This is a genomic window from Hymenobacter sp., from assembly GCF_036388155.1.
Classification (GTDB): domain Bacteria; phylum Bacteroidota; class Bacteroidia; order Cytophagales; family Hymenobacteraceae; genus Hymenobacter.
Map to the genome: position 1 here is coordinate 76,104 of NZ_DASVSI010000145.1, position 22,620 is coordinate 98,723.

Here is a 22,620-nt window from a genome sequence, read left to right on the forward strand (position 1 = left end):
TGCGTCTCTACATCGTTCAATTATTATTTAGGCCGCCGTCAAGTCGGTAAGCGCCCGTACCAACGTGCTTTGGGCTAGCTCCACTTTGAAGCGGTTTTGCTCGCGAGGCTGGGCCTCGCGTACCGCCGCCGCGGCCGCTGCTCGGAAAGTGGCTTCCGAAGCCGGGGACCCAGTCAGTATCTTTTCGGCCGCCATCGAGCGCCACGGCTTGGTGCCTACGCCGCCCAAAGCCACCCTAGCCGAGCGAATCTGACCGGCCTGTACGTCCAGTCCCACCGCGGCCGAAACCAGCGCAAACGCATACGAAGCCCGGTCGCGCACCTTGAGGTACATCGACTTGCGCGCATGAGCCGCCGCGGGCACCAAAATGGAAACAATCAGTTCGCCGGGTTCCAGCACCGTTTCGCGCTGGGGCGTGTTGCCGGGCACCACGTGGAAATCGAGGAGCGGCACGCGGCGCTGCTTGCCCTTGGCATTTTCCAGCAGCAGCACGGCATCCAGGGCCACCAGAGCCACAGCTAGGTCGCCTGGGTGCGTGGCGATGCAGGCCTTGCTGCCGCCCAGTATGGCTAGGTTGCGGTTTTCGCCTTCCTGTGCCGGGCAGCCGGTGCCGGGCTGGCGCTTGTTGCAGGGAAAGGCCGTGTCGCGGAAATAGCCGCAGCGCGTGCGCTGCAGCAAGTTGCCGCCGATGCTGGCCATGTTGCGCAACTGGGGCGAGGCCGCCTGCAGCAGCGACTGCGAAATCATGGGAAACTGCTGCATCACCAGCGCGTTTTCGCCCACGTCGCTCATGCGTTCCAGCGCGCCAATGCGGAGGCCGTCGGAGGTCTGCTCGATGCCTTTGAGGGCGAGCATGTTGATGTCGACCAACTGGCTGTGGTTTTCCACGTTCAGCTTCATCAGGTCGAGCAGGGTGGTGCCGCCGGCAATGAAAGCCGCTCCCTTGTTGTCGCGCACGGCGGCCGTGGCGTCCTTGGGCTGGTTGACCTGGAGGTAGGTGAAGTTGTTCATGGTTAAGACTTAAAACCGCTTTTCTCTACCTGCCGAATGGCGGCCACAATGTTGGGGTAGGCGCCGCAGCGGCAGAGGTTGCCGCTCATCCACTCGCGGATGTCGCCGTCGGTTTTGGCGTGGCCTTCTTTGATGCACGCCACGCCCGACATCAGCTGTCCCGGCGTGCAGTAGCCGCACTGGAAGCCGTCGTGCTCGATGAACGCCTGCTGCAGGGGGTGCAGCTCTTCGCCGTTAGCCAGGCCTTCGACGGTGGTGATTTCCTTGCCCTGGCTCATCACGGCCAGCGTAAGACAGCTGTTCACGCGGCGGCCGTCCACCAGCACGGTGCAGGCGCCGCACTGGCCGTGGTCGCAGCCTTTTTTCGAGCCCGTGAGGTCCAGGTTTTCGCGCAGGGCGTCGAGCAGGCTCACCCGTGGCTCGGCCTGAATGGTGCGCACGGTGCCGTTCACCTTGAGCTTCATTTCGCTCACGCCTTCCACTTTTTTGGAGATGGCGGTGAGGCGTTCGGCCTGGCCGATGAGCGGCGGGGCCAGCGCCAAGCCCAAGAGGCCAGACGCTTGCTTGATAAACGTGCGGCGGCCGTCGTTGGCGGCCGAGCCGTCGGGCAGCAGGGCCGGGTCGGGCGTGGAGTTATCCGTCATGGCAAAGGAGGCTGGTAGGGGAATGGCTAACCGGACGAAACAGGAATTGATAAATCCCGCGCCGCTGCTAGCTGAACCTTACAGTACGTGGCTAGGCCCCTTAAAAGTTACTACTCAGTCCAAGAGTTTTCCTACCGCGCCGGTTTATTCACACCGCACGTAGGGGCGCATCTTTTCCCAGTCCTCGGCCTTCAAAATCGGAATCTGCTTCAGGTCTTCTACCCGCTTGAAGGGGCCGTGCTGCTGCCGGTAGGCCACAATGATGCGGGCCCGCGGCTTGCCGATGTAGGGCTGCAGATACATTTCCTCGAATGAAGCCGTGTTCACGTTCACGGCTTTGGGCGCGAAACCAGGCGCCACGAAGGTGTATTTCTTCACACTGTCGCGCAAGTCGGGCGCATCGCGTAGCACAAACACTTCATCCAGCTGGTCTTCGCGCAGGTAGCCGCCCAGCTGGTTGCGGTAGCGCACTATCCACTTGGCCCGGCCCGCGCCGATGCCCCGAATCTGCATCAACTGCGTAGTATCAGCCGAGTTCAAGTCGAAGGGCTGGAGGTTGCGAGGCTTGCGGGGAAATTTGCCGGCGGCAGCGTCCGCGTTGGCGAAGGCCGGAAACTTGCCGTCGGGGCCGGGCTGGTTGGCGGCGTAGGCCGCGGGCTTGCCGCGTTCGGGGGCTTCATCGGGCAGCTGCATGAAGGGCGCCAGGCGCTGGTACAGGGCATCTTCCAGGCCGTACATTTTCTTCACCTGGGCTTTGGCTTTGAAACCGCCGGCCGCTTCGCGGTACTTCACCATGCGGGCCGCCACAAAATGCGGCACGCCCCGGGCTTCCCACCCTTCGGCGCTGAGGGCGTTGGGGTCGAAGGGAGCCAACGCTACCTGGGCCACCTTGGGGTAGCGGCTGCCACCGGGCCCGGATGAGGAGGCTGCGCGCTTTGGGTAGCGGCTGGCGTAGCCTTGCTCAAACGTGCGGTGGTCTTTCAGCGACGTCGTGAGCCGGTCAAGCTCCCGCTGGTCTGCCTCGGGCAGGTACACCGTCGGCTCTGGCCGCAGCAGAATGGGGGCCACAATGGCCACCACGCCCACCGCCAACAGTCCCACCATGCCCCGCGCCTCGCCCCGCGAATACCCAAAATAGCGGCGTATCCAGCGCATTGGGCCTACTGTACCTCCTGGCTTGGGCAGCTGCGGACGAGGTGGCGTGGTGGCCATAGGCATAGCCCCCGCGTGAAGCTGAGAGCAGGGTAGAAAAAGGAGAGAGGACGGCCAAGCCAAAATTCCTGCTTGGCCTTGTTGAAGGCAATGATAGGCAATATTTTATCAGGCCGCCTAATGAGCTTAGTCTTGCCAGGCCGAGGATTGGCGCAACGCCTGTTGCTACCGGCCTACCCGCGCAAGCGGGGCACGCTGGCTACTTTGGTCGTCTTGCGGGGAATGCTCAGCCGCTTCACCGTGACGGGAGTCGGGGTGGCGCCTGCTGCCGCTGACCTGGTTTCGGTGGCCACCCAGGTATGAATTTTCTTCAGCGCGTCGGGCGAGAACGTGGCTTGCTGCATGCCATTCACCAGGGGCCAGTCGGCGGGGGACGGCTGAAACATGTGGTTGACGCCGGCAAGACGGTAGGCCGTCACGTCGCGTTTGGCGCGGTGCAGGGCGCGGGCCAGCGGCGTCATGTTGCGCTTGGCCGACACTTGCAGGTCGGCCGTGCCGTTGAGCAGCAGCACCGGGCTTTGTACCTTGCTGAGCTGTGCCTGCGGGTCAAAGTCGAAGAAGTAGCGCGACCAGGGCGAGGTCAGCTCCACGGCCCGGGCGCGGGCCATGGCCGCGTTCAAGCCCGTATTGGTGCCGCTGAGCAGCGAAGCCACTTTGTTGCGGGCCACGTCATTGTCGGGCGTTTGGCGGATGACGTTTACGGTGCGCTCGTACACCTCGCGCGCCGCTTGCACCTGCGACGGGTCGGCCCCAATCAGGCGCATGATTTCGCCTTGCTGGCGCAGCAGCACGTCGTAGCCAGGCTGCCCATAGCCAGCCAACGACACCACAAACGCCGGTGCCCGGCCCGGGGCCGCTGCCGCCAGCAGCGCCACGTTGGCGCCTTCGCCGTGCCCAAGCAAGCCCACGCGGGTGGGCGAAATGAGCGGGCGCGTGCGCAGGAACGCCAGCGCCGCCTGGGCGTCGGTCACCAGGTCGGCCGTGGTGGCGTTGGCGTACGAGCCGCTCGATTTGCCCACGCCACGGTCGTCGAAACGGAGCACGGCGATGCCGTGGCGGGTGAGGTAGTCGGCCAGCTGGCCAAACATGCGGTAGCCGGTTACTTCCACGTCGCGGCTTTGCGGGCCCGAATCGGAGAGCAGCACCACGGCGGGAAAGGGCCCTTCGCCGGCCGGCACGGTGAGCGTGCCGCCAAATTGCTGCCGGGTCTTGGGGTTCTGAAAGCTGACGCTGCTTTCGCGGTAGGGCGGGGTCATGCGGGGCTTGGCCACAGCGGGCGCGGCAGCCACGGCCCGCTTGAGCACCATGGGCGCCTTCACGCCGGGCTGCGTCCAGGTGCCGCTCAGCTTGGCGCCGCCGTCCAGCACTTTGCCCACGAAGCTGCTGCCGGCCTGCTCAATGCGCAGCTTGAGGTCGGAGCCGCGCAGCTCCACTTCCACCGGCATGCGGGCAATGCGCTGCTGCGGCGCATCGAGGGCCCCGTAGTACGTGCCGTTGGTGAGCGGCACGATGGTGATGATGACGGTGATTTGACCGCCAAGTAATTTTAAAGGACCTTTCCACTGGCCGTTGAGCGGCTTGGGCGCGGGAGGCGTCGGCGGCGAGGCTACCGAAAAGGGCGCCGTAAAACTGACCAGTAGCAGCACAGCAAGTAAAAATCTTATCATGGAATTATTATATAAAATACGCTATTAAGCGAATAGAGCAGCGAATTATTGCTAAAAGTACAACATACGCATTTCGCCGGCCAAGAGGTTGCGTGGTATTAGCTATGCCCGAAAAACGACAATGGGTGACCAGCGCGGCCACCCATTTCGGTGAAAGCGGAAGAAAACGCGACGAACCTTATTTCGCGGTGTGCTTCATCACCCAGTCGCCAATAAGCTGCAGCGCCGCCGGCGCAAACGTCTCCTCAATGGTGCCATACTCGGCCGTGCCGCCGGTAGTGGCCGTCTGGAACAAGTGGTTGAGCCCGGGCAGCTCCTTCACCGTCACGTCGCGGTTGCCCCCGGTTTTCAGGATGGCCGCCGTAGCCGTCAGGTTTGGCGTAGCAATCACCTGGATGTCTTTGCTACCGCCAAGGGCCAGCACCGGGCAGCGGACTTTCACCAGGGTTTGGGCCGGGCGGTCGGCCAAAATTTGGCGGTAGTTGGGCGAAGTCATGCTGACTAGCTGTGGTTCGAGCTGAGCGGCCATCTGGGCATTGCCGGTGGCGTTATATAGCGTCATGAGTTGCGCACGTGCCTGGGCGTTGTCCGGGGTTTTCTGAAGAATCTGAGTCATGGCGCGCTGCACCTTTTCAATGTCGGCCAACTGGGCAGGGTCTTTTGTTGTCAACCGGGCCATGGCCAGGGACTGCTGCACCAGCATCTCGTCGCCGGGCATGGCCGGCGAGGCCAGCAGCACCAAAAAATCAGGCCCCTTGGGCTGGATGGCGGCGCCCACGGCAGCGGTGCCGCCCTGGCTGTGCCCCAGCAAGCCCACCTGGGTTTTGCGAATGCCCGGCTGGGCGCGCAGCCACGCCAGCGCGGCCTGGGCATCGGCGGTGTAGTCGGCGCTGGTGGTGCCGGTCAGCGTGCCGCCCGACTGGCCCACGCCGCGGTCGTCGAACCGGAGTACGGCAATGCCCTGGCGCGTGAGGTGGTCGGCGAGCACGGCAAAAGGCTTGTGGCCTAGAATGGTTTCGTCGCGGTCTTGGGCACCAGAACCCGTCAGGAGTGCCACGGCCGGAAACGGCCCCATGCCAGTGGGCACGGTGTAGGTGCCGGCCAGCGTCACGTTGGCCTTTTCGTTTTTAAACGTGACGTCGGCCGACTGGTAAGGAAACGGCGGCTGCGGGGTTTGTGGGCGTACAACTGCTTTGGAAGTGGCACCTGCCCGGCTAAGGGTCAGGGGAAACACGCGCAGCCCCTGCTGCCATTCGCCCACTAACTGCTGACCATCGCCCGAGCGCCGGCCGGCAAACCGGTAGGGCGGTTGGGCAATGCTCAGGTACACGCTGTCGGCGGGAGTGGTGAACTGCAGGCTCATGCCTTGCACCTTTTGCGCGGGAATGTCGAGCGTGGCTGTGCGCGGCCCAGTGGCTGGGTCCGTGAGGTGCATAATGAACTCAATGGGCCCGAGCGAGCCGCTCCAGTCGCCGCTGAGGCTGGGGCGGGTGGTTTGGGCGTGGGCGCTGGCAGAAAGTGCCACGAGAGTAGACGCCAATATAAAACGGGTAGCGTTGAGCATGAGGAAAGGAGGTGAGGGAAGTTCAGGCTTGAGATAGAAGCCTTAAAAAGCGACAGCTATAGTAGTAGCTCGTTGGTGCTGGGGAATCTGCTTGGCCGCGTAGACTGCATTCGCGATGCAATCAGCCGCGCTATAGTGCGTCCCGATGAATAATGGTTTGCCTTGGTAAGAGGCTTTCGTGCTGGAGCCTTTTTCCGGCTTGTCGTTTGAGAAGAGAAAGCGCGTTTTACCTGCTTTGTCCGCGAGAGGAATTACCAAACGTGAATTGTCTTGCAGGACCAATCGGCACACTTCCAATAGAATATCTTTCCAAGTATTGATAGCCTTCACCGTGCCGTTGGGCAGGCGCAGCTGTTTAGGTTTTTGACCAGGTGCTAAAGAAGCCAATTGAAGCTGCGTCAACTCAATGAAAGTTGCTGCAGACGTAGGCTGTTTCTTTGGCTGTGTGGACTGTTTGCTGGCTTTAGTTGGCGTGAGATTTAACGGTATAGGCTGCGGGGCCGCTTGCATTGTACTTGCCGGATTGTGTGCCGCAGGTTGGGTTAGGCCATGGCCACAGAGAGCAGCGTCAAGACATTGAACGAGCTGCATAGCGGCTGGCAAAAGCGCATCGGCGGTCAGCGCAAATGCAATGGGTTCGGATTTTCCTTGCTGTAAGTTTGAGTGGATGTGCCAATGGACGCCGTCGGTAATGCAAACGGTTTGCACGTTCAGTGCCAAGGCATAACCCAAAATCTTGCCCACGTAGCTGTATTTATCCAAGCTACTTTCCAAGCATTTGGCTTCAATAACTAAGGCTGGCTGCCCCGCGCTATCCCGCAGCAGATAATCGACGCGCAACTCAGTGCCCAGACTTTTTTCGGGTTCTACCATCTGCACATTGGCGGTGTCCCAGCCCAGGGCCCGCAGTACCGGGTCGATGAGCGCGGCGCGGGTAGCAGCCTCGTTTTTCTGAAAGATGCTGGCGTTGTTTTCGGCACTCGCCGCCACTGAACTTAACATATGGCAGATGGCAGTGAGCGGACTGGATATAGACATTGGTGGCCTGAGGCGAAGTGTGCCACAATGTTAGGTATTAAAGCCGCATTGCTTAGCACTCTTTGCCCTACCCCCGGCCGTACCTTCGTAGCGCCAGCAACTGCCCGCGGCCGAAACCTTCCGGCCCCTTCTCGCTGTTAGTCCGTTTATGCCCAAAAAAGACGCTTTGCAAGTTTCGGCGCCGTCCGACAACGCCATTGACCACCTCGACCCGCGCGAATTCATCCTCATTAAAAACGCCCGGGTTCACAACCTCAAAAACCTGAGCGTGGCCCTGCCCCGCAACCAGTTTATCGTCGTCACGGGCCTGAGCGGCTCGGGCAAATCGAGCCTGGCGTTTGACACGCTGTACGCTGAGGGCCAGCGCATGTACGTGGAGAGCCTGAGCAGCTACGCGCGTCAGTTTTTGGGCCGCATGGACAAGCCCGACGTGGACTACATCCGCGGCATCTCGCCGGCCATTGCCATCGAGCAGAAGGTGAGTATCAAGAACAACCGCTCGACGGTGGGCACGAGCACGGAGATTTACGACTACCTCAAGCTGCTGTTTGCGCGGGTGGGTAGGACGTTTTCGCCCGTCAGCGGCGAGCAGGTGCGCAAGGACAACGTGGCCGACGTGGTCGATTTTCTGGCGGGGCAGCCCGAAGGCACCAAGGCCATGATTCTGGCCCCGTTGCACCGCCCCGACAAAACCCGCGCCATGAGCAAGGAGCTGGATTTGCTGCTGCAAAAAGGCTACAGCCGCGTGGTGGTCGAGGGCGTGACTTCCCAGATTGAGGACCTGATAGGGGAGGGGCAGCCCGAAGTGAAGGGCGACGTTTACATCATGATTGACCGGGCCGTGCTGCGCCCGAACGACGAGGACCTGCTCTTCCGCCTGTCTGACTCGGTGCAAACGGCGTTTTTTGAGGGCCACGGCAGTTTAGTTGTCCGTTGCCAGCTGCCAGTTGCTAGTGAGGAAGGCCTAACAACTGGCAACGAACAACTGACAATTAATAGGACCTTCTCCGACAAGTTTGAGCTGGATGACATGGTGTTTGAGGAGCCCAGCGTCAACTTCTTCTCCTTCAACAACCCTTACGGCGCCTGCCAGACCTGCGAGGGCTTCGGCTCGGTGCTGGGCATCGACGAGGACTTGGTGATTCCGGACAAGAGCCTCACGGTGTTTGAAGGCGCGATTGCGCCCTGGCGCACCGAGAAGCAGGGCGAATGGCTGAAGCCGCTGCTGAAAAACGGCATTCGCTTCGACTTCCCCATTCACCGCCCCTACAGCGACCTCAGCGCCGCCGAGCAACGCCTGCTCTGGACCGGCAACAAGTACTTCGACGGTCTGGACAAGTACTTCAAGTGGGTGAGCGAGCAAACCCATAAAATCCAGTACCGCGTGCTGCAAAGCCGCTACCGGGGCCGCACCACCTGCCCCGATTGCCGCGGCACCCGCCTGCGCAAAGATGCACAGTACGTGCGCATTGCCGATAAGAACATCGCCGACATCGTGCTGCTGCCCATTTCGGACGCGTTAGCTTTCTTCGAGAACATGAGCCTCAGCGAGCACGACGCCAAAGTGGCCGAGCGCCTCGTGACCGAAATCACCAACCGCCTCGGCTACCTCAACCGCGTGGGCCTGGGCTACCTGACCCTGAACCGCCTGAGCAATACGCTGAGCGGCGGCGAAAGCCAGCGCATTTCGCTGGCCACGTCGCTTGGCTCGGCGCTGGTGGGCTCGATGTACGTGCTCGATGAGCCCAGCATTGGCCTGCACCCCAAGGACGCCGAGCAGCTCATTGGCGTGCTGCGCTCCCTGCAGCAACTCGGCAATACCGTGGTGGTGGTGGAGCACGAAGAGAAGATGATGGAAGCCGCCGACCAGATTATCGACATCGGCCCCGAAGCCGGCAGCGGCGGCGGCAACCTGATGTTTCAGGGCACCATGGAGCAATTGCTGCAGGACACCACCACTTACACTGGCCAGTACCTGAGTGGCCGAATGGAGGTGGCCGTGCCCAAAGTGCGCCGCCCCTGGCGCAACGCCCTGGAGCTGACCGGCGCCCGCGAGAACAACCTCAAAAACGTGAGCGTGAAAATTCCGCTCGGCGTGATGACGGTGGTAACGGGGGTGTCGGGCTCGGGCAAATCGACGCTCATCAAGCGCATCCTGGCGCCGGCCCTGATGAAGATGCTGGGCGGCGGCGCGGGCGAAAGCACCGGCAAGTTCGACCGCCTGACGGGGGCGAACGGCCAGGTGTCGCACGTCGAGTTCGTCGACCAGAACCCCATCGGCAAGTCGTCGCGCTCCAACCCGGTGACCTATGTGAAGGCGTATGACGCCATCCGGACGCTGTTTTCGGAGCAGCCGCTGGCCAAGGCCCGGGGCCTCAAGCCCTCGCACTTCAGCTTCAACGTGGAAGGCGGGCGCTGCGAGGTGTGCCAGGGCGAAGGCCAGGTGAAAATCGAAATGCAATTCATGGCCGACATTTACCTGACCTGCGAAGGCTGCGGCGGCCGGAAATTCAAGCAGGACATTCTGGAAATTAAATTCCAGGACAAAGGCATTGACGAGGTGCTGGAACTGACCGTTTCGGACGCCGTGGAGTTCTTCAAAACCCAGCCCAAAGTGGCCGAGCGCCTCAAGCCGCTGGAAGACGTGGGCCTAGGTTACATCCGCCTGGGGCAGTCGGCCAACACGCTCTCGGGCGGCGAGGCCCAGCGCGTGAAGCTGGCGTCGTTCCTCACCAAAGGCGCTACCCTTCAGCAGGATAAAATTCTGTTCATCTTCGACGAGCCCAGCACCGGCCTGCACTTCCACGACATCAGCAAGCTGCTCACGGCCCTGAACGCGCTGGTGGAGCAGGGCAACTCCGTCCTCATCATCGAGCACAACGTCGACATCATCAAGTGCGCCGACTGGCTCATTGACTTAGGCCCCGAAGGCGGACTCAACGGCGGGCACCTGCTTTTCGAAGGAACCCCGGAAGACATGGTGAAACTGAAAGATACCAACCATACTGCCCGGTTTTTGGCGGAGAAAGTGTAACGTTGCAGCCCCGTAACACTGCGCCCCGGGCAACGTAGTGGGGGTGCCTTCCGAGTTGTGTACAGCAACAACGGCCGCGGCACGTTCGCGTCTAATCCATTCAATTTGGTTGGTACGTAGGTATGCTACGTATTCTTCAACTATATGCCCACCTACGCTCCCGCCCCCAACCCCTACGCCGTTTCCACCCACTCGGCCGCTAGCCTGGCGTGGCGCTGGATAGCAGCACTGGCTATTTTCGGCAACATTTACCTCAATTATTACTCAAACACCCATCCGTTTCAGGGGCAAACGATGGGTCAGGTTTCGGCCAAATACCCCACGCTGCTGACGCCGGCTGGCTATGCCTTTAGCATCTGGGGGCTGATTTTTCTGTCGTTGGCCGTGTACGCGGTGTGGCAGCTGCTGCCCGCCCAACGGGCCAGCTCCCTGCCCGACGCGGTTGCCAAGCCCCTCACCCTGGCCAACCTTGCCACCGGGACCTGGGTGGTCCTGTTTGCCTACGAGCTGATTTTGCCCAGCGTGGGCGTGATGCTCCTCATTCTGGCTTGCTTGATGGTAGCGTATGGCCGGGTGCGCCGCCGCATTGGGGCCGGCGCCGCGCCCAAGCTGGCCGGCGTGCCCTTCTCGTTGTTTTTGGGATGGATTTCGGTGGCCACGGTCATCAACGTCACCATTGGCATCCACGAGCTGGGGTGGCAGACGGCACAAGGCATTTCGGTGGTGCTGACCCTGGGCTTATTCTTTGTTGTTGTGGTGCTGGCGCTTATAATCAGCCGGGTGTTTCACGACATGGTTTTCCCGATGGTGCTGGCCTGGGCGCTGGTGGCCATTTGGGTGGTTCGGCTGCGCGAAGTGCCCGAGCTGGGCTGGGCCGCGCTGGCCGGAGCCACGGTGGCGGCCATTGGGGGCTTCGTGTTGTCGCGCGTGGGCGGCCGCAAGTCGCCCTGGCAGCTGCGCGACGAGGCCGCCGCGGCCGCCGAAGCCGAAATAGCCGCCCGCCGCTCGGTGCGGGTCGGCGAATAGCACGCCTTTGTGGTCACAGAACGAGTACCCCGAATTTCCAATTCGGCCCGTGAGCACGGTGCTTGTTCCACGGGCCGAATTGGAAATTCGGGGTACTCGTTTTACCGTTTGAAACGAATAGCGTCGCCGTAGCTTTGCAGGGTAACCTCCCACATCAATTGACCCTCCGCCTTATGCGCCAAAACCTTGTTGCCGGCAACTGGAAAATGAACCTGACTTACCCCGAGGCTTTGGCCCTGGTAAGCGAAATCACCACTCTGGCCGGTGCGGCTGCGGCCGGCGCCAACGCGCCCGAAATCGTGGTGTGCCCGCCCTTTCCGCTGCTGCACGCCGTGGGGCAGGCCTTGCCGGAAGGAAGCAAGTTTCACCTGGGCGCCCAGAACTGCCACCAGAAAGAAAACGGTGCCTTCACCGGCGAAGTATCGGCCAAGCTGCTGGCTTCGGTGGGTTGCGAATACGTGATTCTGGGTCACTCGGAGCGCCGCCAGTACTTCCGCGAGGACGACGAGCTGCTCAGCCAAAAATTAAAAGCCGCTTTGGCCGCTGGTCTAAAGCCCATTTTCTGCGTGGGCGAGTCGCTCGACACGCGCGAGGCCGACGAGACCTTTGACTTCATTGGCAAGCAGCTTACGGATGGCTTGTTCCACCTCAGCAACGAAGAGTTTGCCCAGGTAACGGTGGCTTACGAGCCCATTTGGGCCATTGGCACGGGCCGCACGGCCACCAGCGCCCAGGCGCAGGAGGTGCACGCCTTTATCCGCGAGCAGATTGCGCGGGCTTACGACGGCCAAGCGGCGCTCGACACCACCATTCTCTACGGCGGCTCGGCCAATGCGCAGAACGCCCGGGAGCTTTTCTCGCAGCCCGATGTTGACGGTGGACTGATTGGGGGCGCTTCGCTGAAAGCGGCGGATTTTGCAGCCATTATTCAGTCGTTTTAAGCTCCGGCTTGGCACCGTTCTTGGATGCCAGCGGAGACTGATTTCTTAGCTGGCGTAACTCCGCGCCGGCCGCTCGCATCCGCTATGTTCTTTTCCTTTTTGCTCGCCGGCCTGTTGGCTCTTACTCCTGGGCACAAAGCTGCTGCTGCGGCGCGTGTGCCAGCTGTGACTTCAGCCGCCGGGCCGCTTGAGCCGTGCAAAATCTTCGGTTCGGTGTACCTCGAAACCGACCCAAGCCGGCGCAGCTACTGCTTCGGCACGGTGTACATCGAGCCGGAGGAGGCCTTTGCTAATCTCATTGTGTTCAAGGAAGACAACAAGCTGTTTGCCGACCGGGCTGGCCTGTGGGCCGACGCCCCGGCGCGCGATTTCGCCGACTACGTGCTGTTCGTGACCACCGACCGCAGCCGCGCCGACTTTGCCATTCACTACACCAAAGTGCGCTCATTCGCTGGCTGCAAGCAGTAATTAGGTGCAGTAGTCCTAGCAAAGAAAAAACAGAGCGTCATGCTGGGCGCAGTGAAGCATCTCTCCCGTCATACTAAATGTGCTGGAGAGGTGCTTCGGCTCCGCTCAGCATGACGTTCTTTGTTTAGGCGGTTTTCATTGCTTGTCTTCTGCATCTACCCATGGAATTAGAATTACGCCGCCTCACCAAATCGTTCGGGCCGAAAACCGTGTTGCGCGACGTGTCGCTAACGGCGCAAACGGGCTACTGCGTGGGCGTGCTGGGTCGCAATGGCGCCGGCAAAAGCACTCTTTTCAACTTGCTGACCAATGCCTTGCTGCCCAGCAGCGGCGAACTGCTGCTCGATGGCGAGGCCATGGGCGAAACCTTCCCGGTAGCAGTGAAGCGCCGGATGGGCGCCCTCATCAACCAGGGCTATTTGGTGGAGGAGCTGACGGCCGAAGAATACCTGCAGTTCGTGGCCCGCATCTACGAGCTGCCCGACGGCCAGGCCCGCATCGACAGCCTGCTGGGGCATTTGCTGGAAGAATACGACTCCGTGCGCCGCAAGCGCTTGGGCTCTTTTTCAACGGGCATGAAGCAGCGTGTGGCCATTGCGTCCTGCCTGCTCCACCGGCCCGAATTGCTGATTCTGGACGAGCCGTTTAACGGCCTCGACGTGTTCGCCGCCGAGCGGGTGCTCTCGCTCATTAAAAGCTACCGGCCCCAGGCGCTCACGTTCGTGTCGTCGCACAACCTGGCCCACATCGAAAAGCTGGCCACGCATCTGCTCGTCATCGACGAAAGCGAGGTTAAATACTGGGGCTCGATGGACGAGTTTGCCCACGGCGAGCGCGCCGCTCTGGGCGATGCCTTGCTGCAGCTGCTTCACCCCGCTTCGAATGACGCCCAAGACCTGACATGGCTGACCGCCCACTAGCCGTTCGCCTCGGCCATTTTCTGCCTTACCTGCTGCGCCGCCGCTTGCAGGCCGTGCTGTGGCCCGCCGATGCAGGAGACCGAACGGCGTCGGTGGTGCTACTACTTGTAACGGCCGCCTATGGAACAGGCTTCGGCTTCCTGCTGAACCTGTCGGCAGAAGATTCAGCAATGGCCCGCCTAGTGCCTAAGTTCGTCCTCGGCCTCTACGCTTTCTCGCTGAGCTCCGGGCCGTTGGTCGACTTTCTGCCGGCCCTGCGGCGCATCACGCGCCCCTTGCCCGAGCATTTTCCGGTGTCAGCCCGGCTGTGCGCGGTCACAGCTTTTTTGCTCGACTTCATGACCCTGCGCCGGCTCACGCTGGTAGCGGGCGTGTTGGCTATGCTGGCCGTGACGCCGCGTCACGCGGCGGTGCCGGTACTGGCGCTGTTGCTACTGCTCGCCACGGCGGTGGTTAGCTTCAACGTGCGGTTTCTGGTGAGCATTGGGCGCTGGCGGCACCCGCTGCTGCTGGCTCACATGCTCAGCTTTGGGCTGCTGGTGGGCTGGGTGAGCCGGCCCGAGCTGCCGCAGCACACGGCCCTGGGCGTGTTGCTGGCGCTGTTGCCCTGGGGGCTGGCGGCGGTTCAGTTGAGGACGTTGGGCCCGTATTTCGCCGCGCGCTTCCTGCCCGAAACCCACGCAGCGGCCGTGTCTGCCGCGCCCAACTCGCTGATGAGCTGGCTCCTGCCCGAGCAGCGCGCCTACCTGCGCCGCACCTGGGGCTTGCTGCTGATGGGCTTGGGGCTGAAAGTGTTGTTGATGGGCCTCATCAGGTGGATTGGGTTGGATGAGGGAAAGCTGACGAGCGAAGGGTATTTCTACCTGGCGCTGGTGCCGCTAGTGGGCTTCACGTATGTGAACAACAACGTGTTCGGATTCATGCGCACGCTGGCCGCCAATGAGTTGCAGCGCCTGGGCCTCACGCGCCGGTTGCTGCTCCTTTACCTGCGGGTGGTGCTGCCCGTGGTGCTGGCCGATTGCTTACTGACGGTGGTGCTGCTACTGGCGCTGTTTCCGCCCACGTTCTGGCCACGCTTGGCTACCATTCCGTTGGGTGCGGTGGCCCTCACCAGCGTAGGGCTGTGGTCCAGCCTATACCATTCTAAGACAGTGGCTTCCAGCACTACATTCAGCAACATCAACAAAAACAACAGCCGGCTGATGAGCTTCGTGGCAATTGCAACGGCGGCGGCGCTATATTTTTTGCCCTGGTGGTGGGCGCGGGTAGTGTTGACCGGGGCGTTGGCCGCTTCTACCATCTGGCCCATTCGGGCCCTGTTGCGCAACGACGGCCGCCTGCGCCGCCGCCTGTGGCAGGGCATCGGCGCTTGAGCGGAGAATGCGAAAAAGCTTTGTGCGAGCCGAAAGGCCTTTTGCGAGGATGCGCTTGGCGTCGGGACGCGGGGTGAGCTTGCTTGAACCGACAGTCAGCCAGAAGGCGAGGTGGCTCGCTGGTGCTGGTTTCTTCGCTCATCGGCTTTCAGCAAAGTGGCTTGGCACGGCGGCCCGCCCAGCCACGTGCAGGCGGTGGTCAGGCGCGGGGCTATTCGCCGCCGGACAGAGCCTTCTGCGCATCGGATACCGGCACGTCTTTAAAAGTGCCCTTCAGCAGGTGTTCTTTAGTCTGCCGCAGCAGCCGGTCTTCGCCTTGATACTTAATTACTTTAGGGTCGAACGGTTCGAGGTACACGGCTGACTGAAACGAGCCGTCGACGGTGCCGTTCCCGATGCGGGTAAAGACGACCCACCTCCCGGCCCGTCAGCCGCTGAATGCCCGTACCCCAATCGAACACGGGCGCAATGGGACTGGTCTGGTCTTGTATGGGTCTCACACAGGAAAGATATTGTCCCCCTTCAGGAGACTCCTTGCTGAAGCGGGGCGGCACGTGGCAACTGCGAGTACAGGCGAAGGAGTTCCGTCGAGAATAGCAAATTTCCCAATGATAAACGGTGTTTCTTCAGTTCCCGTAACCGAAAGGTCTAACGATTTGCAACATGAGAAGAGAGTAATGAGAGTGTTTAAGGCCGTAAATAAAGCTATGCTTACTGACTCGCAGTTTGGGGAAATCCATTACAAGCGTTTGTAGCGACTTTTGTGCATTGTTAACTTATTGCTCTTCTGTCCCGCATGGATTTTATTGAACTGACCGTGGAAGCGCCGCGCGAGCTGTCCGACATTTTGGTGGCCGAGCTGGCCGAAGTGGGCTTCGACACCTTCGAAGACAAGGACAACGGCTTCTGCGCCTACACCACCGAGGACGTCTTCAACCCCGACGCGGTGGCCGAAATCATGGCCCGCTACTCGGGCATCGGCGAGCTGAACCACTCGCACCGCGTCATCACCCGCCAAAACTGGAACGCCGAATGGGAGAAAAACTTCCAGCCGCTCGTCATCGCCGAGCGCGTGTCGGTGCGGGCGCCGTTCCACCCCGAGCCGGCCGGCGTGGACTACGACATCGTCATCATGCCGCGCATGTCCTTCGGCACCGGCCACCACGAAACCACGGCCCTCATGATTGAAAACCAGCTGGATGTGGACCACAAAGGCCTGCGCGTGCTCGACATGGGCACCGGCACCGGTATCCTGGCCATCATGGCCGAACTGCTGGGCGCCCGCCAAATCCTGGCCGTCGACACCGAGCCGTGGACCGTGGAAAACGCCCGCGACAACGCCGCCGAAAACCAGTGCCACACCATTGAGTGCCGCCTGGGCGGCGTCGAAACGTTGGCCAACGAGGAGCCCTTCGACCTCATCCTCGCCAACATCAACCGCAACGTGCTGCTCGAAGACATGCACGAGTACGCGCGCCTGCTGCCCAGCGGCCGGCCCATCCTGTTCAGCGGGTTTTACGAGGAGGATTTGGCCAAAATTCAGGCCGAAGCCAGCAAGCACGGCTTGCGCTACCAGCGCCACCGTACCTTGCGCAGCTGGGTGTCGGCCCTCTTCGAGAAGGAGTAAGCAGTACGCCGCAAACGACGGCTGTGGACACCGGCTGGCATCTCTCCCAGCAACGATTGCGCGGAAAGAAAGACGCTTCGCAGCAACTACCTGCTGGCAAACACCGATGCGACTGTGAAGCTCACCGCCAAGTGCACGCAGGCGTAGCCGAACGCTAGCAAGTCCCGTCGCCGGGAAGCCCGGACGATGCCAACTGGCGTCGTCCGGGCTTTTTGCTTCTGCGCTCTGCCCGGGAGCCACTGCCGCTTGGCCGCGGCATAAGCGCACGTGCTTGGCACCAAATCCGGAATATTTGGTAATTTTTTAATGCTTTTACAATCACATAGCTACATTTAAATAAGCTTATGCTTGTGAAATTGACTCGACTTTTCTCTTCCGGAGTTAGGGTTGCGGTGCTGGGCGGGGGCGTGGCGGGCATGAGCGCCGCGCACGAGCTGGCCGAGCGCGGCTTTTCGGTGGACGTGTACGAGCGGCAGCCGCGCTACGTGGGCGGCAAAGCCCGCTCGGTGGACGTGCCCAACACCGGCACCGGCAGGCGCCCCGACCTGCCGGGCGAGCACGGCTTCCGGTTTTTCCCCGGCTTCTACCGGCACGTGACCGACACCATGAAGCGCATCCCCTACGGCACCAACCCGCAGGGCGTGTTCGACAACTTGGTGGCGTCGCAGCGGGTGCTGCTGGCCCGGTTTGGCAAGCCGCCGCTGCCGGCGCTGGTGAATTTCCCCAAGACCCGGGCCGACCTGGAAACCATTCTGCAAGACCTGGCCCACGCCGACACCGGCCTCAATGCCAGCGACATCAAGTTGTTTGCTCACAGCCTGTGGCGCATCCTCACTTCCAGCTACGAGCGGCGGCAGCAGGTGTACGAGCGCCAAAGCTGGTGGTAGTTCATGCAAACCGACGAGCAGCGGCACAGCGACGGCGTGGCGCGGGGCGCCCCGTTCCCCTACGAAATCTACTGCGTGGGCGGCCTCACGCACTCGCTGGTGGCGGCCCAGCCCAAGCTGATGAGCATCAAAACCGGCGGCGACATCTTGTTGCAACTGCTGCTGCTCACGGCCAACCCCGAAGCCCACACCGACCGCATCCTCAACGGGCCCACCAACGAGGCGTGGCTCAACCCCTGGCTGGCCCACCTCACCGGCAAGCTGGGCGTGCGCTACCACCACCACCGCTACGTCACGCGGTTCGACTGCGACCCGTTCAGCCGCCGCATCACGGCCGCCTACGTGCGCCCCGACGTGGGCGACGCCGAGGAGCGCATCGAGGCCGAGCAGCAGCGCCAGCAGTAACTTGGCCCAGCCTACCGGCCGCTGGTGTGGGTCAGCACCCAACGCACGGCCGGGAGCTACCGCATCAGCGTGCGCGACAACGGAACCGGAATGACGGCCGCCGTGCGCCAGAAAGTGTTTCAGCCTTTCTTCACCACCAAGCCCCCCCGGCGAAGGCACGGGCCTGGGCCTCTCGCTCAGCTACGACATTGTTACCCAGGGCCACGGCGGCACCCTCACCGTGGAAAGCCAAGAAGGCCAAGGCACGGAGTTCACCATCACCCTGCCGGTGCCGGGTTGAAGGCCCGGCGCTGGGCCCGGCAGCCCGTAGCTCACGGGTGGGCCGCGCCCTCAGCCCAGCACCGCCCGGGGCAGCGGGCGCGACGACTCGCGCACGACCAGCGTGGTGGGCAGCTTCATGGTGCTGGGGCCGGTGCTTTTGTGCTTGCGCTCGATGAGTTCGATGAGGCGCTCGGCGGCCAGCTGGCCGATTTCCTGGGCGGGCTGCGTCACGGTGCTCAAGGGCGGGTTGAGCAAGTGAGCCGACTGCGAATTGGTGAAGCTGAGCAGGGCGACCTGGCCCGGGATGTCCACGCTCCGCTCGCGCAAGGCGGCCAGGCAACCCAGCGCCAGGCGGTCGCTGGCGGTGAAAAAGGCGTCGGGTGGCGGCGAAAGCGCCAGCAGCTCGTCCACCAGCGGGCCGGCCTCATCGGGGCCGAAGGTGCCGTAGCGCACCAGGTTCTCGTCGAACGGCACGCCGTACTGCTCCAGGGCCGCGCGGTAGCCGGCCAGGCGCTCCTGCGTGATGCTCAGGTAGGGCGGAATGGTGAGGTGGGCAATGCGCCGCCGGCCGGTTTGGAGCAGGTGCGAGGTGGCGGCGTAGGCCCCGCCAAAGTTGTCGGCCACCACCTGCGTCACGGGCAGCTCGCCGGCCACCCGGTCAAACAGCACCAGGGGCATGCCCTGGTCAATCAGGGCCTTGAGGTGCGAGACGTCGGAGGTTTCGCTGGAAAGCGAGATGAGCAGCCCATCCACGCGGCGCGACACGGCCTGCTGAATGTTGGCCACTTCCCGCTCGTACGACTCGTGGGTTTGGAAGATGATGACGTGGTAGCCCCGGTTGTAGGCAATGGCCTCGATGCCGTTGATGGCCTGCGAAAAAAAATTGTTCGCAATCTGGGGCACGATGACGCCCAGGGCCTTGCTGCTGCTGCCCTTCAGGCTCAGGGCAATGGGGTTGGGCCGGTAGTTGAGGCGCTCGGCGTATTCCATCACCAGCCGCTTGGTCTCGGGGCTGATTTCGTAGCTGTCGCGCAGGGCCCGCGACACCGTCGAGGTCGACAGGTTCAGGGCGTGCGCAATATCCTTAATGGTGACGGGGTCCAAGCGCGTGGGGTGTGGGAGTCGAACAAAGAACTATGGCATTCGAGGCCAACCGCTTGGGGCCAAGTGCCAGGGGAAGTTTTCCGAAGCCGCCAACCCGCCGCCGGCCGGGCCGGTAGCGCGGCACACAGCCAATTGCTGGCTCAGCAGTTGCGTTTTTCGGAAAGCTCCCCGGGCCAAATCTATTACAAGAGTAACAAAAATCTGGTTAAACGCCGCCGGGAGGTTCACCTCCGGCCGCTTGTGCCCCAGATTCGGCCAGATGCCGGAGCCAAATAGCTGCGCGGGCTCGGTGCCGTCGCCATCTTTGCGAAGGAGTCCCGGCCGTAAAATGGGCCGGGAGCGTCCGTTGCCGTTGAAAGTGTCAATTATGGATGTATCGCCCCTGCGAAAGAGAGTGGCGGCTGCCGTGGTGGCGGCCGGGTTCGGACTGATGGCCTTTGTGCCTCGGCTGGCCGAAGAAAGCCCCATTGCGCGCATTGCGCGCCAGTTGGGCGAATATTACGCCGCCGCGCGCGGCGAAAAAGCCTACCTGCACCTCGACCGGCCGGTGTACGCCACCGGCGAAACCATCTGGTTCAGCGCCTACGTCGTCGACGCCTCGCGCCACCAACTCGACTCGCTCAGCCAGGTGCTGCACGTCGACTTGCTGTCGCCGCAGCGCAAGGTGGTGGCCCGCCGCACCCTGCGCCTGCAAGGCGGCCGGGCCAGCGGCGACCTCTACATTGCCGACTCGTTGGCGGCCGGCACCTATGTGCTGCGCGCCTACACCAACTGGATGCGCAACGCCGGCGAAGACTTCGTGTACAGCCGCCGCCTGAGCGTGTGGCCGGCCTCGCCCCTGAGCCCGCCCGATGTGCCGGGCACCAGCGCCGCGGCCGCCGCGGGCAAGGGCAAAAGCGCGGCCGTCCGCCGGCCCGACGTGCAGTTTTTCCCCGAAGGCGGCTACTTGGTGGAAGGCTTGCCGGCCGTGGTTGCCTTCAAAGGCACCGATGCCACCGGCCGCAGCATCAGCGTGAAAGGGCAGGTGCTCAACGCCAAGGATGCCGTGGTGGCTTCGTTTAGCAGCCGGCACGCCGGCATGGGGCGCTTTGCGCTGGTGCCCGGCGCGGGCCAGCGCTACCGGGCCCGCGTGACGCTGCCCGACGGCAGCACCGCCGAGTACCCCTTGGCCGCGCCCCAAGCCAGCGGCTACTCGCTGCACGTGGTGGAAACCGCCGATAATTTCCTCGTGGAGGCGCGCTACCGGGGCACAACCGCCGCTGGCCCCGTGCAGCTCCTGACCCAAGTGCGGGGCGTGGCGGCCTACCCCGGCCCGCGCACGCTCACCGACGACGCGCCGGCCGTGTGGCGCATGCCGAAAAAGAATTACCCCAACGGCATCATCCACTTCACGCTGTTCGACGGGACGGGCGCGCCGCAGTGCGAGCGGCTGGCGTTTGTGCAGAACGGGCCGGCGGGTTTGAAAGTAACCGTCACCTCCGACCAGGCCAGCTACGGTGCCCACGCCCCGGTGCAGCTCTCGCTGAAGGTGACCGATGCCGCCGGCCAGCCGGTGGCCGCCAACCTGTCGGTGGGCGTGAGCGACGCCGGCCTCAGCGCCCTCGACCCCAACGCGGAAACCATTGCCTCGAACCTGCTGCTCACCTCGGACTTGGTGGGCTATGTGGAAAACCCGGGCTACTACTTCCGCGAGCAGACGCCCGCCACCGCCCAGGCTCTCGACGACCTGCTGCTGACCCAGGGCTGGCGGCGGTTTGTGTGGAAGGAAGTGCTGGCCGGCCAGGCGCCCCCCGTCCGTTTCAACCCGGAGCAAGACCTGTCGCTGGTGGGGCAGGTGGTGAGCGCGCAAGGCAACCGCCCCATCCCCAACAGCCAGCTGACTTTCCTGCAAACCCGGCCTTCCAAAAACATCGTCACCGCAACTACCGATGCGCAGGGCCGCTTCAGCTTCGCGGGCATTCCGGTGCGGGACACGGCCATCATCACCCTGCAGGCCCGGCGCGCACAGGGCGGCTCCAACGTCATCATTCGCCCCGACGACGGTCCCCCGCCCGGCAACCAGCCCCTGCCTGCGCTGCCGTCGCTGTCGGCCGCGCCGGCGGGCGTGGCGGCCTTTGTGCGCCGCAGCCGCCAGGCCCAGGCCGCCGACCTGGAACTGCACCCCGAGAAAGCCATTCGCAACATCAACCTCGACAACGTGGCCGTGACGGCGAAGCGGGAAACCGTGCCCCGCGACGACCCCCGCCGCCTCTACGGGGCCACGGGCGGCACCGTGATTGACTTCGCCAACAACCCGGCCGCGCAGTCGAGCCAGAACATTCTGCAGTTTTTGCAGGGCCGGGTAGCGGGCCTCACCGTGACCGGGAACCCGCCTAACATGACGGCCCAGATTCGGGGCGGCGGCACCCCGCTGTTCATCCTCGACGGGCAACGGGTGGACATTGATTTCATCAGCAGCATTGTGCCGACGGATGTGGAGTCGGTGGAAGTATTCAAAGGCACCGAAGCCGCCATTTTCGGGGGCAGCGGCGGCGCCATTGCCATTTACACCAAGCGCGCCAACCCCAACTACAAGGGCCCCGACACGGGCCCGGCGCCGGGCATTGCCACGGTGAAGCTGCCGGGCTTCTATCAGGCCCGCGAGTTCTATCAGCCGCGCTACAACGCCCTGCTCACCAACCCGCCCGCCGACCCGCGCACCAGCACCCTCTACTGGAACCCCAGCGTGCGCACCAACGCCGCGGGCCAAGCCGAACTGCACTTCTTCACCGCCGACGGCAGCGGCACCTTCCAAGCCGTGGTGGAGGGCCTAACCAAGCAAGGGGTTCCGGTGCAGGGCACGGGCACCATGTCGGTGCGCGGCAAGTAAGCGTTGATGAAAGTGCTTCCACACGGGAGGGCTTGAACCCCATGCTGAAAGCAGCCGGGGCATGAAGTTGCTTGCCAACCCCGAAGCAAAAGGCCCGCCATAATCTGTGCGGGCCTTTTGCTTCGGGGCCGCTACGGATGGCGAAGAAGCGGTTCAGGCAGTATGTCTCTTGCCGGTCCGACGCCCAGGCGGCCGACCGGTTTTCGGTCAACGGCCCTTTTGGTATTGTGTTTGCGGCAACCGGTCGGCTGCCTGGGGCGTCGGACCGTGCTGAACCGACTCTCCAAAAACTTCGAAATCATTTTCGCGCTACTTGCTGCGGAAGCGTGGCGGCCCAAGCCGGCACTGCCGAAATACAGCCGCACCGTCAGCTTTCGGGACAGGGGAGCAGGCCTTTGGCTTTGTTCGGGGACAATTTTGGACTTAATGGGGTAGTGAGAACGTTCCCGGCAACGATTGCGCAATTAAAGTCGGTTTTATAGGCCAAAACCGGGCTTTAAGGGCTGAGAAAGGGCCTAATATTGTTAGGGAAATCCTGTTTAAGGCTTTCGTCAATACTGGTTGCGCTG

At 62.7% G+C, this 22,620-nt stretch carries 18 protein-coding genes and 1 pseudogene; 11 read left to right on the plus strand and 8 right to left on the minus strand.

Annotated elements, in window-relative coordinates; translation table 11 throughout:
• Positions 1-27: 27 nt before the first annotated feature.
• From VF629_RS20640 to VF629_RS20665, 6 genes are all read right to left on the minus strand, one after another.
• Positions 28-1,011: a xanthine dehydrogenase family protein subunit M gene (locus tag VF629_RS20640; RefSeq protein WP_331060396.1), complete on the minus strand. Its 984-nt coding sequence runs from the start codon at positions 1,009-1,011 to the stop codon at positions 28-30.
• Between the two features lie 2 nt (positions 1,012-1,013).
• Entirely contained in the window at positions 1,014-1,655 is a 642-nt protein-coding gene (locus VF629_RS20645; RefSeq protein WP_331060397.1) for a (2Fe-2S)-binding protein, read from the minus strand.
• Between the two features lie 144 nt (positions 1,656-1,799).
• Entirely contained in the window at positions 1,800-2,867 is a 1,068-nt protein-coding gene (locus VF629_RS20650) for a helix-hairpin-helix domain-containing protein (RefSeq protein ID WP_331060398.1), read from the minus strand.
• 173 nt (positions 2,868-3,040) lie between these two features.
• Entirely contained in the window at positions 3,041-4,534 is a 1,494-nt protein-coding gene (locus VF629_RS20655) for an alpha/beta hydrolase family protein (protein ID WP_331060399.1), read from the minus strand.
• Positions 4,535-4,712: 178 nt separating this feature from the next.
• Positions 4,713-6,098, minus strand: coding sequence for an alpha/beta hydrolase family protein (locus VF629_RS20660; RefSeq protein WP_331060400.1), 1,386 nt, complete (start codon positions 6,096-6,098; stop codon positions 4,713-4,715).
• Positions 6,099-6,140: 42 nt separating this feature from the next.
• Positions 6,141-7,100: a hypothetical protein gene (locus VF629_RS20665; protein ID WP_331060401.1), complete on the minus strand. Its 960-nt coding sequence runs from the start codon at positions 7,098-7,100 to the stop codon at positions 6,141-6,143.
• Between the two features lie 184 nt (positions 7,101-7,284).
• On the opposite strand from VF629_RS20665, the gene uvrA reads away from it, so the two are divergent.
• From uvrA to VF629_RS20695, 6 genes are all read left to right on the plus strand, one after another.
• Positions 7,285-10,170, plus strand: coding sequence for an excinuclease ABC subunit UvrA (gene uvrA / locus VF629_RS20670; RefSeq protein ID WP_331060402.1), 2,886 nt, complete (start codon positions 7,285-7,287; stop codon positions 10,168-10,170).
• Positions 10,171-10,314: 144 nt separating this feature from the next.
• Positions 10,315-11,196, plus strand: a complete 882-nt coding sequence (locus VF629_RS20675; RefSeq protein WP_331060403.1) for a hypothetical protein — start codon at positions 10,315-10,317, stop codon at positions 11,194-11,196.
• Between the two features lie 173 nt (positions 11,197-11,369).
• The gene (gene tpiA, locus VF629_RS20680) at positions 11,370-12,137 is read left to right on the plus strand and encodes a triose-phosphate isomerase (RefSeq protein WP_331060404.1); all 768 of its coding nucleotides are present in this window, start codon (positions 11,370-11,372) and stop codon (positions 12,135-12,137) included.
• An 84-nt stretch (positions 12,138-12,221) separates the two neighbouring features.
• Positions 12,222-12,605, plus strand: a complete 384-nt coding sequence (locus VF629_RS20685; RefSeq protein ID WP_331060405.1) for a hypothetical protein — start codon at positions 12,222-12,224, stop codon at positions 12,603-12,605.
• Between the two features lie 161 nt (positions 12,606-12,766).
• A complete protein-coding gene (locus VF629_RS20690; protein ID WP_331060406.1) occupies positions 12,767-13,525 on the plus strand; it encodes an ABC transporter ATP-binding protein in 759 nt (252 codons plus the stop codon).
• Positions 13,507-14,898 (plus strand): hypothetical protein, encoded by a 1,392-nt coding sequence (locus VF629_RS20695; protein WP_331060407.1) that lies wholly within the window; start codon positions 13,507-13,509, stop codon positions 14,896-14,898. The genes VF629_RS20690 and VF629_RS20695 overlap by 19 nt, the downstream gene beginning before the upstream one ends.
• Before the next feature lie 211 nt (positions 14,899-15,109).
• Here VF629_RS20695 and VF629_RS20700 read toward each other — a convergent pair whose 3' ends face one another.
• Positions 15,110-15,256, minus strand: coding sequence for a hypothetical protein (locus tag VF629_RS20700; RefSeq protein WP_331060408.1), 147 nt, complete (start codon positions 15,254-15,256; stop codon positions 15,110-15,112).
• Positions 15,257-15,694: 438 nt separating this feature from the next.
• Between VF629_RS20700 and prmA the strand changes: the two genes are divergently transcribed.
• The 4 genes and pseudogenes from prmA to VF629_RS20720 form a co-directional block, all read left to right on the plus strand.
• The gene (gene prmA, locus VF629_RS20705; RefSeq protein ID WP_331060409.1) at positions 15,695-16,525 is read left to right on the plus strand and encodes a 50S ribosomal protein L11 methyltransferase; all 831 of its coding nucleotides are present in this window, start codon (positions 15,695-15,697) and stop codon (positions 16,523-16,525) included.
• Positions 16,526-16,875: 350 nt separating this feature from the next.
• Positions 16,876-17,412 (plus strand): FAD-dependent oxidoreductase, encoded by a 537-nt coding sequence (locus VF629_RS20710; protein ID WP_331060410.1) that lies wholly within the window; start codon positions 16,876-16,878, stop codon positions 17,410-17,412.
• Positions 17,413-17,415: 3 nt separating this feature from the next.
• Positions 17,416-17,817 carry a hypothetical protein gene (locus VF629_RS20715; protein WP_331060411.1) on the plus strand — a complete coding sequence of 134 codons (402 nt, stop codon included), beginning with the start codon at positions 17,416-17,418 and terminating at the stop codon, positions 17,815-17,817.
• 12 nt (positions 17,818-17,829) lie between these two features.
• Positions 17,830-18,097 (plus strand): annotated as a pseudogene (locus tag VF629_RS20720) (sensor histidine kinase); the annotation flags it as partial.
• A 50-nt stretch (positions 18,098-18,147) separates the two neighbouring features.
• On the opposite strand, the gene VF629_RS20725 reads toward VF629_RS20720, so the two are convergent.
• Positions 18,148-19,182 carry a LacI family DNA-binding transcriptional regulator gene (locus VF629_RS20725; RefSeq protein WP_331060412.1) on the minus strand — a complete coding sequence of 345 codons (1,035 nt, stop codon included), beginning with the start codon at positions 19,180-19,182 and terminating at the stop codon, positions 18,148-18,150.
• Between the two features lie 367 nt (positions 19,183-19,549).
• Between VF629_RS20725 and VF629_RS20730 the strand changes: the two genes are divergently transcribed.
• Positions 19,550-22,051: a TonB-dependent receptor plug domain-containing protein gene (locus VF629_RS20730; RefSeq protein WP_331060413.1), complete on the plus strand. Its 2,502-nt coding sequence runs from the start codon at positions 19,550-19,552 to the stop codon at positions 22,049-22,051.
• Positions 22,052-22,620: the final 569 nt, after the last annotated feature.